This is a genomic window from Rhodoferax sp. (genome assembly GCF_028689295.1).
In the GTDB taxonomy this organism is placed as follows: Bacteria; Pseudomonadota; Gammaproteobacteria; order Burkholderiales; family Burkholderiaceae_C; genus Rhodoferax.
The window spans coordinates 1-15,220 of record NZ_JAQTWL010000027.1 but is presented as its reverse complement, the minus strand read 5'-3'; the positions used below and the strand labels follow the sequence as shown (position 1 = coordinate 15,220).

General features: G+C 59.2%; 16 protein-coding genes and 1 other RNA gene. 7 read left to right on the top strand and 10 right to left on the bottom strand.

Annotated features, from left to right (window positions below; translation table 11 throughout):
* Nucleotides 1–36 precede the first annotated feature (36 nt).
* Both PHF15_RS15135 and PHF15_RS15130 read left to right on the top strand, forming a co-directional pair.
* Entirely contained in the window at nt 37–1,095 is a 1,059-nt protein-coding gene (locus tag PHF15_RS15135) for a hypothetical protein (RefSeq protein WP_300122387.1), read from the top strand.
* Nucleotides 1,088–1,951, top strand: a complete 864-nt coding sequence (locus PHF15_RS15130; protein WP_300122386.1) for a glycosyltransferase family A protein — start codon at nt 1,088–1,090, stop codon at nt 1,949–1,951. Before PHF15_RS15135 ends, PHF15_RS15130 begins: the two co-directional genes overlap by 8 nt.
* Before the next feature lie 54 nt (nt 1,952–2,005).
* Here the strand turns inward: PHF15_RS15130 and PHF15_RS15125 are convergent, their stop codons facing one another.
* The 8 genes from PHF15_RS15125 to PHF15_RS15090 all read right to left on the bottom strand — a co-directional run bounded on the left by PHF15_RS15125 (nt 2,006) and on the right by PHF15_RS15090 (nt 9,220).
* Complete coding sequence (locus tag PHF15_RS15125) at nt 2,006–3,025, bottom strand: glycosyltransferase (RefSeq protein ID WP_300122384.1); 1,020 nt, start codon at nt 3,023–3,025, stop codon at nt 2,006–2,008.
* On the bottom strand, nt 3,022–3,882 hold the full coding sequence (locus PHF15_RS15120; RefSeq protein ID WP_300122382.1) for an NAD-dependent epimerase/dehydratase family protein: 861 nt from the start codon (nt 3,880–3,882) through the stop codon (nt 3,022–3,024). Before PHF15_RS15120 ends, PHF15_RS15125 begins: the two co-directional genes overlap by 4 nt.
* Nucleotides 3,879–4,976 carry a glycosyltransferase family 4 protein gene (locus PHF15_RS15115; RefSeq protein WP_300122381.1) on the bottom strand — a complete coding sequence of 366 codons (1,098 nt, stop codon included), beginning with the start codon at nt 4,974–4,976 and terminating at the stop codon, nt 3,879–3,881. Before PHF15_RS15115 ends, PHF15_RS15120 begins: the two co-directional genes overlap by 4 nt.
* Before the next feature lie 13 nt (nt 4,977–4,989).
* Complete coding sequence (locus PHF15_RS15110; RefSeq protein ID WP_300122380.1) at nt 4,990–5,895, bottom strand: glycosyltransferase; 906 nt, start codon at nt 5,893–5,895, stop codon at nt 4,990–4,992.
* Complete coding sequence (locus PHF15_RS15105; RefSeq protein ID WP_300122378.1) at nt 5,867–7,582, bottom strand: tetratricopeptide repeat protein; 1,716 nt, start codon at nt 7,580–7,582, stop codon at nt 5,867–5,869. Before PHF15_RS15105 ends, PHF15_RS15110 begins: the two co-directional genes overlap by 29 nt.
* Nucleotides 7,583–7,908: 326 nt before the next feature.
* Nucleotides 7,909–8,325 (bottom strand): pilin, encoded by a 417-nt coding sequence (locus PHF15_RS15100; protein WP_300122376.1) that lies wholly within the window; start codon nt 8,323–8,325, stop codon nt 7,909–7,911.
* Nucleotides 8,326–8,549: 224 nt separating this feature from the next.
* Nucleotides 8,550–8,921, bottom strand: a complete 372-nt coding sequence (locus PHF15_RS15095; RefSeq protein ID WP_300122374.1) for a PIN domain-containing protein — start codon at nt 8,919–8,921, stop codon at nt 8,550–8,552.
* 17 nt (nt 8,922–8,938) lie between these two features.
* Nucleotides 8,939–9,220: a hypothetical protein gene (locus tag PHF15_RS15090; RefSeq protein ID WP_300122372.1), complete on the bottom strand. Its 282-nt coding sequence runs from the start codon at nt 9,218–9,220 to the stop codon at nt 8,939–8,941.
* Nucleotides 9,221–9,348: 128 nt separating this feature from the next.
* Here PHF15_RS15090 and PHF15_RS15085 point away from each other — a divergent pair, with 128 nt between their 5' ends.
* The 3 genes from PHF15_RS15085 to PHF15_RS15075 are packed head-to-tail and all read left to right on the top strand — an operon-like array spanning nt 9,349 to nt 12,748.
* Nucleotides 9,349–11,088: an MBL fold metallo-hydrolase gene (locus PHF15_RS15085; protein ID WP_300122370.1), complete on the top strand. Its 1,740-nt coding sequence runs from the start codon at nt 9,349–9,351 to the stop codon at nt 11,086–11,088.
* Nucleotides 11,089–11,101: 13 nt separating this feature from the next.
* Nucleotides 11,102–11,920, top strand: coding sequence for a M90 family metallopeptidase (locus tag PHF15_RS15080; RefSeq protein ID WP_300122368.1), 819 nt, complete (start codon nt 11,102–11,104; stop codon nt 11,918–11,920).
* Between the two features lie 30 nt (nt 11,921–11,950).
* Complete coding sequence (locus PHF15_RS15075; RefSeq protein WP_300122366.1) at nt 11,951–12,748, top strand: RNA pseudouridine synthase; 798 nt, start codon at nt 11,951–11,953, stop codon at nt 12,746–12,748.
* Here PHF15_RS15075 and nhaR read toward each other — a convergent pair whose 3' ends face one another.
* Nucleotides 12,749–13,645 (bottom strand): transcriptional activator NhaR, encoded by an 897-nt coding sequence (gene nhaR, locus PHF15_RS15070; protein ID WP_300122365.1) that lies wholly within the window; start codon nt 13,643–13,645, stop codon nt 12,749–12,751.
* Nucleotides 13,646–13,783: 138 nt separating this feature from the next.
* On the opposite strand from nhaR, the gene PHF15_RS15065 reads away from it, so the two are divergent.
* Nucleotides 13,784–14,311 (top strand): Rrf2 family transcriptional regulator, encoded by a 528-nt coding sequence (locus tag PHF15_RS15065; protein WP_300122364.1) that lies wholly within the window; start codon nt 13,784–13,786, stop codon nt 14,309–14,311.
* Nucleotides 14,312–14,384: 73 nt separating this feature from the next.
* On the opposite strand, the gene rnpB is transcribed toward PHF15_RS15065, so the two are convergent.
* Nucleotides 14,385–14,728, bottom strand: an RNA gene (gene rnpB, locus PHF15_RS15060) — RNase P RNA component class A.
* A 114-nt stretch (nt 14,729–14,842) separates the two neighbouring features.
* Between rnpB and PHF15_RS15055 the strand changes: the two genes are divergently transcribed.
* Nucleotides 14,843–15,220: pyridoxal-phosphate dependent enzyme (locus tag PHF15_RS15055; protein ID WP_300122362.1), on the top strand; the 378-nt coding region annotated here is incomplete at its 3' end.

Sequence of the window (15,220 nt, the reverse complement as noted above, 5' to 3'; positions counted from 1 at the left end):
CGACCCCATCGTCACGCATAACTGGACAAGACCGTTTTGACTACCACTATTTTCTACACCTCAATCTGTGCTAACTATTTCGGGAAAGCGCTCACACTGGCTGCGTCCTTAAAGCAAGCGCATCCGAATAGTCGTTTCGTCATCGGCTTGGTCGAACGTGATATACCGCCCGCATTCGATAGCGTCAACTTTCCCGCCGTCGACGAGGTGATTTTGGCGCGTGAATTGATGCCTGATGATAGATTCGAAGCTTGGGTATTCCGCTATTCGATCGTGGAAGCAGCCACTGCAATAAAGGGTATCCTGCTGAAATATCTATATGAGAGCCACCCATCGATAGATCGTTTTGTGTATCTCGATCCAGACACTTTTGTCTATTCTCCTTTGCATGAACTTTTTACGTTACTAGACAGTGTTCCGATTATTGTCACCCCACACCTCGAAGTGCCTGGCAATCTGGAAATGGAATTAAGCGCCCTTCGTCATGGCGTTTTCAATTTGGGCTTTCTTGCCGTTCACCGGCATTCGGAGACCGAGCGATTCATCGACTGGTGGGTAGCTCGATTGGACTTCGCATGTTACGACGACATACCCAACGGCATTTTTACCGACCAGAAATGGATCAATCTAGTGCCGTGCTTTTTCGATGTGAAAGTTTTGCGCGAACCTGGATACAACTTCGCCACTTGGTCTCTCATGGATCGCAAGCTCTCGCGTAATGCAAGGGGTACTTACCTCGTCAATGGTCAGCCGCTGCGATTTGCACACTTTTCTGGATTCGACAGCAACATGTTCCACCGCTGCGTCGCGCTTTGGGCAAAGGATAACCAACCGCTTCTCGAAGCTTTCGCGAGCGAGTATGGCGATATGTGCGACGCGAACCAAGCTCAGGCCTTCAGGTCAATCCCCTGGTCTTACCGACATTTTCTTAAAGGGGTAAGCATCTGGAGAAGTACTCGCATCGTCTGGCGCGAATGTTTCGGTAATGACTCACAAGACCCGTTTACCTTGAGCAACAGTCGAATCATCCTTTCCCTGTTCAGGAAAGCCCGACTCAAGTCTTTTGTTAGAAAATTTATCCAACGCCATGCCTGATTTAAGCGTTTCCATCGTCATCCCGTGCCATAACGATGGCGCCTACCTCCGTGAGTCACTCGCCAGCGCATTTGCGCAAACTGCTCAGAACACCGAAATCATCCTTGTGGACGACGGTTCGACTGACCCGGACACGATTGAACTCATTAGAGAATTATCGACTGACCCTCGACTGATCGTGATTCGCAGCCAGCAATGCCAGGGGCCGGCGGCAGCGCGCAATCATGCTATCCGCCAAGCTAAAGGGAGTTTTATCCTGCCATTGGACGCGGATGATTTCATCATGCCAACATATGTAGAAAAAGCCTGTGCTCTCTTGGAAGGGGATAGCCGACTAGAAATCGTTTACTGCAGGGTACGTTGGTTCGGTTTGGCCCGCGGAGAATGGAAACTACCCGCCTTTGATGCTGAGAAGTTTGTGCTAGAAAACACGATCTTCGCGACCTCTATGTTCAGACGTACCACCTGGGAGGCTGTGGGCGGCTACCGTGAAAACATGATCGACGGCATGGAGGACTACGATTTCTGGATGAAGATACTCGCCATTGGGGGGAGCGTTCACCAAATTGATGAGCCGCTGTTTCACTACCGCGTGAAACCAAAATCCCGAACTGCACGCCTAAAGGATGAGAACCGCGCAGTGGAAAGGCGCGCATATCGCACCCTTTTCGAAAACAACATCGAGTATTTCTGCCGGCCAGAGAATGTCAGAATCATTTACTTTTCGCTTCTTGCGCGACTGCGCGCCGAAAAAGATCAACGTTCGTCTTTTCTGTGGCGTCTGTTATTCCGTCACTTCGTGCGATTGGAACTGATCGTCCAGACCTGGATCAAGCGCATGGTGGGCCGAGCTTGAACAATCGGTGAACATTCAAATTCGACCACCGTCTTTTTACCAATTCTGGGCAGCTCAACGCAAGGTTGGCAGCCCATGCCGGACCAGCATGCGCAGCTTGTACGGCCAGCCACCAAAAACGGCGAAGAAGCCGGCACTGGCGATGCGGCGGCTATTTTGCGAGGCGGTTCTGCCCATGCGTAGCTCTTGGCGGTGCTGAATCAAGGCGCCTACTGCGGGCAGGTAGATTTGCTGCAGGTAGCGACCATTCAGGCGTAACACCGAAAGCACCGTACCTTCAAGCACCAACAAGGCCAGATGCAGTGGCAGCATGATCTGCATCCAAGGTGCTGGGCAGGTCATCACCATCACAAACGTCTTGTTGCGCTCCGACAGCGCCCGCCGACGGAACGTGGTGGCAAGCCGCCCGTCAGCCACTTTGCCTCCCCCAAAACTCTTCCCCTGCCAATGCCGGTAGCCAGACACTGAAAGCGCCCGCACCGGATACCCCGCCAGCCGTGCCCTACAACACAAATACATATCCTCGGCAATGGATCCGAACCATTCCGGGAACCCTTCCATTTCATCCCACAGGTCTTTGGGTATCCACAGACAAGCGCCAATCACCATGGCCACATCGCCGCGCTTCGGGTCAAGGTTGGGCACCGGGTTAAAAAAGGGGTCCAGCAAGCAGCCACGGTCGATCAGTTGGCCACTGGTGGCATCAAACTGAGGCAAGGTGAGGATGGCGGGTTTTGCCAGACGAGCCGCCTCGGCAAGCAGCGTCTGCAGTGCATCCAGAAACAACGCTGCGTCGTTGTTCAACAGCAGCAGGTATTTGCCTTTGGCTGCAGCCGCCATGCGGTTGTTGGCAATGCAAAAGCCCACGTTGTCCGGGCTTGCTATCACTTTCACCTGCGGGTAGTGCTCGCGGATGTAGTCCAAAGACCGGTCACTGGAGGCATCGTCATGCAACAGGATTTCCACGGATATGTCGCCTTGTTGCGCCAGCACCGAGCGCAGGCAGTCGTCAATCACGTCCATGCCGTTGTAGTTGGCAATGCAGACAGAAACCAATGGGGCCAGGTTGCTCATGCGCGTTGCAGCCATTCCCAGGTCCGCGCCACCCCATCAGCCAACCCCACGCCTGGCTGCCAGCCCAGCCGGGCGCTCAGGCGCGTGTTGTCCAGCACCACGCCGCGGACATCGGTGCCGCGTGCCGGGCGGTAGGTGGCGTGCAGGGTTCGACCGCAAACCTGCTCAACCACGGCTTTCACCTGGTTGACGCTGTAGCCCATGCCGCTGCCCAGGTTGTAAGTGCCGCCGTCCTCAGGCAGGCGAATCAGGCGCAGCGAGGCTTCGACAACGTCGTCGATGTAGATGTAGTCGCGCACATTTTCGCCATCGCCCCATATCTCCATGGCCGTGCCCAGACGGGCGTGCTCAAGCAGCGTGCGCACCAGGCCGAATCCGTTTTTCATCGACTGGCCTGGACCAAAAGCGTTGGACGGGCGCACGATGGTGACGGCATGGCCCTGAGCGCGCAGCGCCAGGCAAAAGCTTTCTTGGGCCGCCTTGCCCGCGCCGTGGTTGGACAGCGGCGCCATCGGGCTGTCTTCCGACACCGGCAGGCACTGCGGGTTGCCATAAACGGTGCCGCCAGACGAAAAGAAGATCAGGTGCGTTTGCGGCTGCGCCCGCAGCAAATCCAGCAGGTGCAAGGTCAGGGCCAGGTTGCCCAGCTCCAGGCTCGCCTGGCGGGCCGACGACCCTGGCGTGGTGGCAGAAGCCAGGTGGACTACCGTGCTGCATTGCGACAGCAGCTGCTCCAGTTGATCGACGTCGTGGCGCCCCACAATGTGAACGGGCACTTTTTCCTGCTGCAACCGCGTGGCCAGAGCACGGCCAATAAAGCCGGCACCGCCCAGCAGCAAGACGCCGTCGTGACTCATGCCTTGCGCTCCAGCAGGTCTTGATAGGCGGCGGCGTAGCGGCCGGCGCAGTCGTCCCAACTGCCAATCGACTCCTTGATCCAGCGGCGGGCGGTTTGCCCGGTTTGCTGGTTTTGCGCGGGGTCTTCCAGCCAGTCCAGCCCCTGGCAAAGCTCGTCGCGGCTGGCGGCCAGCCAGCCGGTCTGGCGATGCTGCACCATGTCGCGGTGCGCGGGCAAGTCAGAGGCCAGCACCGGCAGCCCGGCGGCCATGGCTTCGAGCATCACTTGCGGCCGCCCTTCGTCGTGGCGGCTCAGGGTGATCAGGCCGCAGGCCTGCGGGAACCATGTTTGCATCAACTCCGCCGGGTGCGTCGGCCCGTGGTATTGCACCCAGGGTGGCAACTCAAGCTGCTCCTGCATCGGGCCGAACAGGTGCAGTTGCCGCTGCTGGCCGAACAGACCTTCGCCCCAACTAAACAGGTCGCCAATCTTGTTTTTGGTGAGCCGCGTAATGGCCAGCCAATGGCGCGTCTTATCGACAGCCACAGGGCGCAGCACCTCGAACCAGGGCTGGTCAACGCCAAACGCAATCGGTCGGATTTCGGCCACGTCGCCAAAAGCCTGCTCCAGCGCCGGGCGCATCCAGTCGGCGTTGGGCGCAAGAATGGCGCGGCGCTGCTTCAGTACAGCGTGCAGCAACGGCGTCATGCCGGGCAGCTTCAACAGGCCAAAATCGGTGCCAAGCACCGTGATCAGGGCGGGCGTGTTGGTGCCCCAAAGTGGCAAGGCGTTTTGCAGCCAGTTCACATGCACCACGTCAGCAGGATGGCGGCGGTAAGTGCGGCCCAGACGCGTCAACAAGCTCAGGATTGACCCGGCTGCCAGCGCGCGGCGCGTGCGCAGCAGGTGGGCCATGCCGCCCTGCTCTGACAAGCGCGCCAGCCAGAGTGCATCCGCAGGCGTGGCGGCGTCTGCAACACAGGCGGGCAAGTCGCCCGGCGGCGCCCAAAGCGACAGCTTGACATCGCTGCGGCGGGACAGCGCGCCAGCCAGGTTGGCAATAAAGCGGCCGCGCCAGTCCTGCAGGTTTTGTGGGAACGAGGTGCTGCTCATCAAGACGTTCAAGCTAGTCACCTTGCACGTCTTTGGTGTCGATGTCTTTGAAATGCAGCGCAGAAATCTGCTCGGAAACAATGCCGATCAGGAAGGTGAACACGGCCGAGATGAACAGCAGCGCGCTCATGTTGGTAAAGCGGCCCTCGGTCAGATAGGTGAACAGGTAGTAGCCCAGACCAATCAAAAAGAAACCGGCGCTAACCGGCAGAAACAGCCTTTGCGGCGAGAACAGCGTGCCGATCTTGATGATGATCAGCAAAAAGCGCACGCCATCACGCAGCGGGTGAATGTGGCTGGCGCCACTGCTGCGGCGCGGTGAATGGATCGGCACATAGGCCACGCCGTAACCGGCCCTGAAAAAGCTCATGGTGATGGTGGTGGGGTACGAAAAGCCGTTGGGCAGCAGGTACAAAAACTGCCTGAACCGGGCGGCCCGCACCACCCGAAAACCCGACGTGAGGTCGGCAATGGGCTGCATCACCATCCAGCTGGCAAAGCGGCTGAACACGTCATTGGCCACCGCGCGATGCATGCCGGCCTGCGAGCCGGATTGCCGCGCACCCACCACCATGTCGTAGCCCTCTTCAAACTTTTGCAGCAGAGCGGGAATGTCTTCGGGGCGGTGCTGACCGTCGGCGTCCATGAAGACGATCACATCACCACGCGCCGCCCGCGCCCCGGACTTGATGGCGGCGCCATTGCCTTTGGGGTAGGGGTGGCAGACCACGCGCACATGGCGTTCTTCGCATACTGCCAGGGTGGCATCGGTGGAGCCATCGTTGACGACGATGATTTCTGTGGCCGGAGGCAAGTGCATTGCCAATGCCGGCAGCAGGCTTGCCAGGCCAGCGGCTTCATTGCGGGCAGGAATCACAATTGAGTAGGTATCAACCCGTTTTTTGGCGACCGTTTGCATTTTTCTCCATCGTCTCAAATAGGTTCTTCAGTTCATTCACGCTTGCCTGATCTTTGGCAGCGACTTTTCGGGTCATCAGGCCGGCATACTCCTGTTGCGCCTGTTCCACCTGATTGGACTGAATGTACAGATGGATCAAATTGACGCGTAGCGCAACGCTGCCGGGGTCACTGGCCACGGCTGCCCGAGCATAAGCCAACGCAAGCGGTGTGTCATGCATTTTGGCAGCTGCATGGTCCATGGCCACCGCATAGATCATGCCGCGTATGGGGCCATCTGCCGAGGGGTTGGACAGCGCTGCATTGATGAGTGCCGTCACTTCATGGTCGCCAAGACACAAACGGTTTTCCACCAACAACCCAGACAGGCTCTGCACCACCGCGCGGTCGCCAAAGGTGAATCGCCCAGTTGCAAAGCGCTCCTGCAATTGCACCAAAGTTTCAACGTTTTTGGGCACACCCGCCGTGCAGTCGAGGTAGAGCAAGCCCATCAGTGGTGCCTTGCTGTTTGCATCCAGCCTGGCGGCAAGTTTGAAGTGATACTGCACCATGTGGTAAGCCATCGGCCCACCGCCACCTGATTCATAGGTGCGCTGCATGGCCACTGTGGCAGCCTGGTAGTTGGCGCGTGCCGAACCCGGATGGTCGGACACCTCAATTTGTGTGCGATGGAATTCGTCAGCCCATTGCAGTGAACGCAGACTGGTGACCAGCCCGCAAAAAACAACAAAACTGCCTGCCAACACCAGCCGGGGCACCAGCCATGTAGGTTTTTTTTGATCTGAAAAAAGCAGACTTGCGAGCCAGACAAGCAGGCCCAAAAATGCCATGTAGTTGCGATGCTCATAGGCAATTTCCAGCGGAAAGAAGCTCGACTCCAGCAAATGAGACGTCAGGAACCAAAACACTGCAAACGCAAACAGCGGCCGGCGTGCACGCTGTTGCAGGGCCAGCGCCACCACGGCGAGCCAGCCCGCCATCGCCAGCAAGGTGGAGGCCGGCTGAAGCAGCCCGCGCGATATGGCAATGTCGTCATGAAAAAGGGCAAAGACTTCCGGCGTGGGCAACAGCATTTGCCGCACATAAAACCAGAGCACGCGGGTTTCGGTAAGCAAGCGCTCACGCAAATTAAAGTCCCGCACGCTGTAGCCCGCGGTGATAAAGCCCCACTTTGCCCAGCACACCCAAATCACTGCAGCACCGAGCAACAGCAAGGTCAGCCATTTCACCTTGGTTGAAACTGTACTGAAGGTGCCAAGTACCAACCATTCAATCAAGAATACATACAACGGGAGCAGTAGCCCGGTTTCTTTGGAGAGGATCGCAGCCGGCCAGCACAGCAGCAAGCTCGTCGCAATGGCAACAAACCCGGGAATGTTTTTTGCCTGACGTCCATACAGGTAGAGCGTTAGCGCAGCCAGCATGAAGAGCGCCGACAGGCTCGTCATGCGCTGCACCACAAAAAGAACCGGTGTCAGATTGATCGGGTGAAAGGCCCAGATGGCAGTGATCCATAACGCAGGGATCAGTGAACGGGCGCTGCGGGTGTCGAAACCCAAGCGGCGCCACAACTGACGCGCCAAGAGGTACACCAGCATGGAATTGGCCATGTGAATGGCCAGATTGGTAAGCTTGAACGAAAAAGGGGAGTCGCCAAAAAAATGGAAGTTCAGCGCGAAAGTCGCCATGCTGAGGGGGCGACCAAGGGGGCTGGATCTTCCGCTGGTGGCAGCTGCAAACAAAGATTGAAATGATCCGTCGAAGGCTTGCAATGCAATGTTGCTAACAATGTTGGATATGTCATCAAATATGTAGCTGCCATGCAGACCAGACCAGTAAACCGCTACGAGTAATAGAAAAAGAAAAACTAAACATAAAGATTGTGATGAAACCAAAACAAATTTGGAAACCAATTCCTGATTATTTTGAGTTACCTGCATAGTCTGGTACTTACAACCTAAAAAAAGAAGGGCCCCACTTCCGTGGAGCCCTTCTTATCAAAACTTATGCTGAGTTATTTGCAGCTAGCCGGGCGATACTTAGCATCAATAGTGCCACCACAGGTCCAATTCAGCACACCATTTCCTGCGTCAGCAGGAGTCATGGTAATAGTAGCGCCAGAAATCTTGCTTTCTTCAGCCGTTGCAGTTGCAGTGATTACGCCGCCGGCGCCCGCTGAAACGCTAGCAACATATTTGGATGTTTGGTCAGCAAGAGTCAATGAGCCAGCAGCAGGCAAAGACCCTTTCGTCTGAAACCACTCGGCCACAGCCGTCTTGCCACCTGAAGCAGCCAGAATCACTTCTGTCACCTTAGCCCGCACCGTGTAATCCTGATAAGCCGGCAAAGCCACGGCAGCCAAAATACCAATGATCGCCACAACGATCATCAACTCGATCAGGGTAAAACCCTTTTGCATAGAACGTTTCATCACAAACTCCTTTAAATTGAAAAACCATCATCTGAACGCTTGGCCTATGCAGCAGGTTCCGTGCCAGCCTGTTCCAGGCTCAAAAAGCCGCGTTTGTAACAAGATTTGTCAGTGATGCGCCCAAAGAGGTGACACATTTTGTTACGCAACTTAAAGAAATTGACATTTTTGTCACCTTCGTGCCGCAGCATGTCGCGTTGCAGGTGCACAACGTGAGGCTCCGCTTAAATCCTGAATGCCTCAACTTTGAGGCCCGCAAAGATCGTGAAATCTGAAACATTACGGGTGAGCAACGTATGACCGTAATGAATTGCTGTGGCCGCAATCAGAGCGTCATACGCACCAGCGGTCAGATTTTTGGGTAGCCCTGCCAGCATGCGCGCATGGGTTCGACCCACGGGCAAGGAAAAATCCAGAATTGGAATGAGAGAAAGCAGATGTTCCACAAAGGCAGCCCGTTGCGCCTTTCGCTCAGGCGTGTTGGCACGCTCCACACCCACCAGAAGTTCGCTGGCTGTGACCACACTCATATAGGCACCGCCATAGTTTGTCCAGCGCGCCAGGTCGAGTGGGTGATCAGATTTTTCCGCCAACACCTAAACGTCGGTGTCAATTACAAGGCCCATGGATCGTTCCGATTGGTGAGATTGGCCCGCACTGCGCCCAAATCTTCGGCCATGGACCGCCTGTCTGACGTGCTGAGTTGCGGGCCTTGCGCCAGCAGGTTGTCCAACAGGTCGATCGGAAAGCCATTTGATGCGCCTGCGGGCAGCACCCGGGCGACGAGCTTTTTGCCACGCTGTATGTCCAGTGTTTGCCCTTGGTATTGCACTTGATTCAGAAAATTTGACAGCCCGCGAGAAAACTCCGTCACGGTGAGTGCGATGGCACTCATGAATTTCTCCTGAAATATGATAATCAGTTTATCCTCTTTTCTGATTTCACGCACAAAGAGAGAGAGGCCAGGCACTAGCCCCTTCACAACGGGCGTCAAGCAGCCGGCTTGCCTGATATCCTCCGCCCATGCCCCGCCATTCCCAACTGCTGCACCCTGCCCGCCCACCCGTTGCCACCCGTGCTGCCGCCACCGTGCTGCTGCTGCGCGACACGCCCGAGGGCCTGGAGGTGCTGATGACGCGGCGCTCAAACAGCGCCAGTTTTGTGCCGGGCGCCTATGTGTTTCCGGGCGGCGGGATCGATGCGGCCGACGGCTGCTGCCACGCGCTGGCGCAGCGCCGCGCCACGCAAAGCGCGCAGGCGCTGACCGAGGCCATTGCCGCAATTAGAGAGAGTTTTGAAGAGCTGGGCGTGCTGCTGGCGCGCCATGCCGATGGCAGCTGGGCCACACAGGCCGAGGTGGACGCGCTGGACCGGCAAGGCGACTTTGGCGTCCAGTGCGCGGCGCGCGGCCTGACGCTTGCCGCCAGCGATATTTATGTGCTGGCGCGCTGGATTACCGACCGCGACCTGCCCAAGCGTTTCGATGTGGGTTTTCTGGTGGCGCGCGTGCCGCCCGGGCAAACGCCGGTGGCCGATGAAACCGAGCAGTTCGAGCCGGTCTGGGTGCGACCCGCCGACGCGTTGGCGCGGCACCAGGCGGGCGGCTTTTTCATGATCTACCCGACCATCGTCACGCTGGAGCGCCTGCACGGGCTGGCCACGGTCGATGCCGTGCTACAGGCCTGCGCCGCGTCCGAGGAACCGCTGTGGACCAGTTGCCCGCGTACCGGGCTGCTGGCCGGGCGCGAGGCGCGCTTCATGGAGCACGAGTCGGCTTATGGCGAACTGGCGCTGGTGTGCCCGGACGGGCAGATTGCCCACGCGCTCGACTGGCAATACGAGCAGGCCGTGCCGCTGCTGAAAAACATGCAGCGCCTTACCGCCCCCAACCCCGGCGCCATGACCGGCCCCGGCACCAACAGCTACCTGGTGGGCGAGCCAGGCACCGGCTTCATCGCCATCGACCCCGGCCCGGCGGACGATGCCCACCTGCAAAAACTGTGGCGCGCAGCGGGTGGCGACATTCGCATGATTGTCTGCACCCACTCGCACCCTGACCACGCGCCCGGCGCCAAACCGCTGCAGGCCATGTGCGCCAACCAGCCGACAATTCTGGGCCTGCCGAGTGCCGCCACGGCGCGGGCGCATAGTGTGTTTGCGCCGGACAGGGTGTTGCAGGATGGCGAGTTGTTGACGCTTGGCAAAAATACCTTCGCGGCGGGAGCGCCGCTCCTACGGGATGCAGACATTGCGGTGGGGGCAGATGTCGCTGTAGGAGGCCCGCCCTCGGGCCGAAGGATGTCTGACACCACTCACACGCTGCAGGTGCTTTACACCCCCGGCCATGCCGCCAATCACCTGTGTTTGCTGCTGCTGGAAGACGGCTTGCTGTTCAGCGGCGACCACATCCTGAACGGCAGCACCACGGTGGTGGACCCGCCCGATGGCGACATGAGCGACTACCTGCACTCGCTGGATGTGCTGCACGACGCCTGCACGGCGCACCAGCTCAAGTTCATCCTGCCCGCGCATGGCTACGTGATCGGCGGGCCGGACGACGAGGCCGCGCAGGCCATCGCCCGACTCAAGGCGCACCGCCTTCAGCGCGAAGCCAAGGTGATGTCCGCCATGCAGGCGCAGCCCGACGGCACGCTCGACGACTGGCTGGTGCAGGTGTATGCCGACGTGCCGCAGCGCATGTGGCCAGTCGCCAAGCGCTCGCTGATGGCGCATGTGGCGCGCATTACCTCACTGATGCCGTAAGCGTCACAGTGCCATGCCGGCTGTCATCATTTCCTGCCTGGGCCTGCTACTGGTGCTGTGGCTGGTGGGCGCGCCCTGGCTGCTTGAACGCAAACGCCAGCGACTGCGTGCCCAACCCTTTCCGGCGCCCTGGCGCGCGGTGTTGCAGCAGCGCATGCCCTATGTGCGCCGGCTGCCCGCCGACCTGCAATTGCAGCTCAAGCAGCACATGCAGGTGTTCCTGGCCGAGAAGACGTTCATCGGCTGCAACGGGCTTGAGATCACTGACGAGATCCGCGTCACCATTGCCGCCCATGCCTGCCTGCTGATCCTGAACCGCCCCAGCGGCTACTACCCCAATCTGCGGCAGATTCTGGTCTATCCCGACAGTTTTGTGGTGCAGCGCGACCAGGTGGACCACATCGGCCTGACGCACCGCTCGCGCGAGGTGCTGGCGGGCGAATCGTGGTCGGAGGGCCAGGTGATTTTGTCGTGGCAAGACACACTGGACGGTGCGGCGGTGGTGGACGACGGGCAAAACGTGGCCATTCATGAATTTGCCCACCAGCTCGATCAGGAAAGCGGCAGCGCCAACGGTGCGCCCAGGCTCGGGCGAAGGGCGCAGAGGCAAAGCTGGTCAAGCGTGCTGGGAAGCGAATTTGCCACGCTGCAAGCCCGCGTGACGCGCGGCGCGCCGTCGCTGTTCAGCGACTACGGCGCCACCGACCCGGGCGAATTTTTTGCTGTGATCTCCGAGGTGTTTTTTGAGCAGCCCGAGGCCATGGCTGAGGAGCACGCGGCACTGTACCGGGAGCTGAGCCAGTTTTACCAACTGGACCCGCTGAGCTGGTAGCTGACACGCCATTGGTTACCATTGCGGCCAATGATCAAACCTCACAAATCCGCGCCACCGCCCAGGCCGCTCAGCCAGGACGGCGAACGTCTGTCCAAACGCGTGGCGCACCTGATGCACTGCTCCCGCCGCGAGGCCGAGCAGTACATCGAAGGCGGCTGGGTCAGCGTCAACGGCCGGGTGGTCGAAGAACCCATGGCGCGCGTAACCGACCAGAGCGTGGTGGTGGACCCGCACGCCAGCCTGATGACGCTCACCGACGTGACGCTGCTGCTGCACAAACCGCCCGGTTTCGAGACCACGGCGGCCCCCGGCGAAGCGGGCAAACGCGTCAAGCCCGCGCAACAACTGCTGCTGCCGGCCAATCACTGGGCGCAAGATCCTTCCGGCGTGCGGCTGCTGAAACACCACTTTGTGAAACTTGCCGCCTGCGTGCCGCTTGAGGGCGCCGCCAGCGGCTTGGTGGTGTTCACACAGGACTGGCGGGTGCTGCGCAAGCTCACCGAAGACGCGGCCATCACGGAGCACGAATTGGTGGTGGAAGTGGCGGGCGACGTGGCGCCCGAGGTGCAGCAGCGCCTGAACGCGGGCCTGAGCAGCGACGGCCAGCCGCTGCCACCGGTCAAGGTCAGCATCAACAGCACCTCGGACAGCACCACACGGCTGCGTTTTGCATTGAAGGGCGCGCACCCCGGCTTGATTGCCTACCTGTGCGAGCGCGTTGGCCTGCACATCCAGAGCATCAAGCGCCAGCGCGTGGGCCGGGTTGCACTGTCGGGCTTGCCGGAAGGCCAATGGCGCTACCTGCAGGCACACGAACGCTTTTAGTCAGGTGCCAAAAAGCTGGCCGCGCGCTGCATCGGTGATGGCCAGCACGCAGGGGTGGCTGATACGCCGCTCGACCGACACCGCGTAGAACTCTTCCACCAGCTCCGCAGTGTGGCCGATGACCTGCACGCCAAACTGCGTGCAGGTTTCGTCTTCAAGCACGCGCGGCGCCATGAACACGCCCTGGCCTTCGCGGCCAAAGGCTTTCATCAGCGCTGCATCGTCAAACTCGCCCACCACCACGGGCGCAATCTGGTGTTTGGCGAACCAGCCTTCGAGCTGCCGGCGAACCGACGCCGTGGCGCCCGGCACCAGCATGGGCACACCATCCAGACAAGCCGGAAACTTGCCCTGAATGCCCGGCAGCAGGCCGGGCGCAGCAAAAAAACTCATCACGCTGCTGCCCAGCGCATGGTTGAAGGCCTTGACGCTGACGCGCCGGGGCATGGGCTCGTCGGCAATCACCAGGTCGAGCCGGTGCAGGGCCAGTTGCGCCAGCAGGTCGTCGAACTTGCCCTCGCTGCACAGCAGCTTGACCGGCTCATGGATCGAAAAAGCGGGCTCCAGCAGCCGGTAGGCGATGGATTTGGACAGCGAATCGGCCACCCCGACCCTGAAATCCAGCCGCCGCTGGGCGCCGCGCACCTGGCGCAGGTTGCTTTCCAGCTCGCTGCCCAGATTGAAAATTTGATCCGCATAGCCCAGTGCCAAGCGGCCGTGCTCGGTGAGCTCGAGCCCGCGACCGCTCTTGCGAAAGAGCTTGCGCCCAAGCCAGTCTTCGAGCAGCTTGATTTGGCCCGACAGCGTTTGCGGTGTGGTGTGCAACTGCTCGCCCGCGCGCATGATGCCGCCAGCGCGTGCCGTGACCCAAAAATAGTAGAGATGCTTGAAATTCATGTGTTTGACCCCAGCTACTTTACCTATTGTTCATATTTTACGAAGTGAATTTGTTAATAATACGAATTTACACGAAGTGATTTGAACCTTACAGTTTGCCTTGTGTCTGAATCATTGACACTGACAGGAGGAATTTATATGCGATTAAGTACCAAAGGCCGTTTTGCCGTTACCGCGATGATTGATGTGGCGCTGCGCGAGAAGCTCGGCCCCGTGCCGTTGTCCGACATTGCCACGCGCCAGCAAATTTCGCTGTCGTACCTGGAGCAGATGTTCAGCAAACTGCGCCAACAGGGCTTGGTGGCCAGCACGCGCGGGCCCGGCGGTGGCTACACCCTGGGGCACCGCGCCGATGCCATCACCGTGGCTGACATCATTGGCGCGGTGGAAGATGAGGCGCCTGCCAAAGCGAGCACCGATACGGTTTCGGTAACTCCCGACATGGCGCAAGACCTGTGGGACACCATGAACGCCAAGGTGCTCGACTTCATGCAGTCGGTCACGCTGCGCAGTCTGGTGCTGGATCAATTGGCCAAGGGCGTCAAGATCGAGCAAAAGCCCGCGCCCAATCGCGGTGTGTTCAAGAAACCGGTGCACCAGCCGGTGCGCACCAACGCGCCCAATTCGGTGTTTGCGCTGGGCCAGTCATTGCTGGCGCGCGGGTAACATCCGAAATCAGTCGGGGACAGAGCTGGTGCGCGCTGCGTCACTGCGGTCTGTCCCACGATTTATGAAGTAGTTGTGAAGCCCACCGATAAGCCGGATTCTGTGCGCCAAAGTTGCCTTCAGCGTGACTGCCATTAATCTGGGCTACTGATCACTCAGTAGCTCGGTGCTACCTACCCGCACACTCCGGGGGCCCCATCAACGTGTGCCTATTTGGTATTGCTGCGCGTAGAGATTGCCCGTTTCACCCGAACTTAATCGGCTCGTCTCTGTTGCTCTGATCCTCACCTTGTACCCGGGGCTTGCGCTCCGGGCTTTCAGTGGACAGCCGTTAGCTGCTACGCTGCCCTATGCAGTCCGGACGTTCCTCCAGTGCTCTGTTTCCAGAATTGCACCAGCGGCAGTCTGGCGGGCTTCACACGCCGATTATCGCGGCTGAACCCGGCTTACTGCCCGGGCTTCTAAGCTTATGCCCAAAACAATTGATCATGTAGTTCAAAATGCTTGCTCAATCAATTCGAGGAGCTCCGCATGAAAGCCGACAATGTCCTGCAAACCATTGGCAACACGCCGCATATCCGTATCAACCGCCTGTTCGGCAACACGCACCAGGTGTGGGTCAAGTCCGAGCGCGCCAACCCCGGCGGCTCCATCAAGGACCGAATTGCGCTGGCCATGGTCGAGGCCGCTGAAGCCTCCGGCGTGCTCAAGGCCGGCGCGACCATCATCGAGCCGACCTCGGGCAACACCGGCGTGGGTCTGGCGCTGGTGGCCGCAGTCAAAGGCTACCAACTCATTTTGGTGATGCCTGACAGCATGAGCGTAGAGCGCCGCCGACTGATGCTGGCCTATGGCGCCAGCTTCGACTTGACGCCGCGTGAAAAGGGCATGAAAGGTGCCATTGCCCGG